At 78.6% G+C, this 1,670-nt stretch carries 1 protein-coding gene and 1 pseudogene; both read right to left on the bottom strand.

Features of this window, described 5'->3' with window-relative positions; all coding sequences use genetic code 11:
* Window positions 1-162: 162 nt before the first annotated feature.
* Window positions 163-1,221: an NADH:flavin oxidoreductase/NADH oxidase gene (locus MNZ39_RS23990; protein WP_242341596.1), complete on the bottom strand. Its 1,059-nt coding sequence runs from the start codon at window positions 1,219-1,221 to the stop codon at window positions 163-165.
* A 79-nt stretch (window positions 1,222-1,300) separates the two neighbouring features.
* Window positions 1,301-1,670 (bottom strand): annotated as a pseudogene (locus MNZ39_RS23985) (hypothetical protein); the annotation flags it as partial.

Raw genomic sequence — 1,670 nt, 5'->3', positions numbered from 1 at the left:
GCGCCGCGCGCCTGGCGGCCCAGGGCGCGCTCGCGCTCGTCGGGGTGCACTGCGCCGCGCTCGGCGCGCCCGGCTGGTTCGCGCCGGCGACGTGGCCGGGCCGGCTCCCGCCGCTCACGCTCCTCGGGGCGCTCGCCGCCGCGGTGGGCCTCGCCGCGACGCTCAGCGCGCGCGGAGGTACTGCTTCGGCCAGGGCCCGTCCTGCCCGAGCGTCCCCGCCGCGCGCAGCGGGAAGTGCGGATCGCGAAGCAGCTCGCGGGCCATGAGCACGAGGTCCGCCTGCCCGGAGCGGATCACGTGGTCCGCCTGCTCGGGGGCGCTGATCATCCCGACGGCCCCCGTCGCGACGTGCGCCTCGCGGCGGATGCGCTCGGCGAAGCCGGTCTGGTAGCCCGGTCCGGCGGGCACCTTCGCGGTGGGGACGAGCCCGCCCGACGAGACGTCGACGAGCTCGACGCCGAGCGGGGCGAGGCCGCGGGCGAGCTCCACCGACTGCTCGACGTCCCAGCCGCCCTCTGCCCAGTCCGTCGCGGAGATCCGCAGGATCACCGGGAGCGGCTCGGGCCACTCCGCGCGCACCGCGGCCACCACCTCGCGCAGGAGCCGGGTCCGGTTCTCGAACGGCCCGCCGTAGGCGTCGGTGCGGCGGTTCGAGAGCGGCGAGAGGAACTGGTGGAGGAGGTAGCCGTGCGCCGCGTGGATCTCGACGGCCCGGAACCCCGCCGCCGCCGCGCGCCGCGCCGCGGCGGCGAACGCGTGGACCACGCCGCGGAGCTCGCCCGCGTCGAGCGCGTGCGGCGCCGCATCGCCGTCCCTGAACGGCAGCGCGCTCGGCGCCACCGGCTGCCACCCGCCGGCGCTCCGGCCGAGCTGCGCGCCTCCCTCCCACGGCGGCGCGGTCGAGGCCTTCCGGCCGGCGTGGGCGAGCTGCAGGCAGCTCGCGGCGCCCTGGCCCTCGATGAAGCGCACGATCCGCGCGAGGGGCTCCACCTGGGCGTCGTCCCAGAGCCCGAGATCGGCCGGGGAGATGCGGCCCCGGGCCTCCACCGCGGTCGCCTCGAACATGACGAGCCCCGCGCCGCCGGCGGCGCGCGCGCCCAGGTGGACGAGGTGCCAGTCGTTGGCGCGTCCGTCGACGGCCGAGTACTGGCACATCGGCGACACCGCGATCCGGTTCCGGAGGGTGAGGGAGCGGAGGGTGAGCGGGGAGAAGAGGTGCATCCCCCGATGAAGCCCCGGACCGGGCGCGCGCGCAAGCGCGCCTTCCGGGGTCACCGATCCGCCGCGGCCCGAGCTTCGCCTATCGCTCCTCGTCCTCGTGCGGCAGCGCCGCCCCGAGGTCCTCCTCGCGGACGTGGGCGTCCTTGGGCGGGGCGGAGAAGCCCTCGTGCGGCGCGACGTGCACGAGCTCGTGCTCCGCGACGTCCTCCGCCGCGCCTCCCTCACCGGACCTCCCCGCCTGCGCGTGCAGATCGGGCCTGTCGACGCGCCCGGGCCGGAGCGGGTCGGGCCGCGCCGACGCGAGGCCCGGCTCGAGCTCCGCGGGGCTCTTCACCTCGTGGACCTCCGGCGCGCGCCGCGACCGAGCCTGCGCGCCGGCGGGCGTGGTCCGGCCGCGCCCCGCGAGCGCCGCCTCCTCGCGCGCGTCGGCGCGCCGCGACTCGCCGGCG

It is taken from the genome of Anaeromyxobacter sp. SG66 (assembly GCF_022690805.1).
In the GTDB taxonomy this organism is placed as follows: Bacteria; Myxococcota; Myxococcia; order Myxococcales; family Anaeromyxobacteraceae; genus Anaeromyxobacter; species Anaeromyxobacter soli.
The sequence above is the reverse complement of the archived record's forward strand: the minus strand, read 5'-3'. Positions and strand labels throughout refer to the sequence as shown.

Excerpts from the sequence above, each read along its gene's own strand:
- MNZ39_RS23990 (WP_242341596.1), bottom strand. The coding sequence starts at position 1,221 with ATGCACCTCTTCTCCCCGCTCACCCTCCGCTCCCTCACCCTCCGGAAC.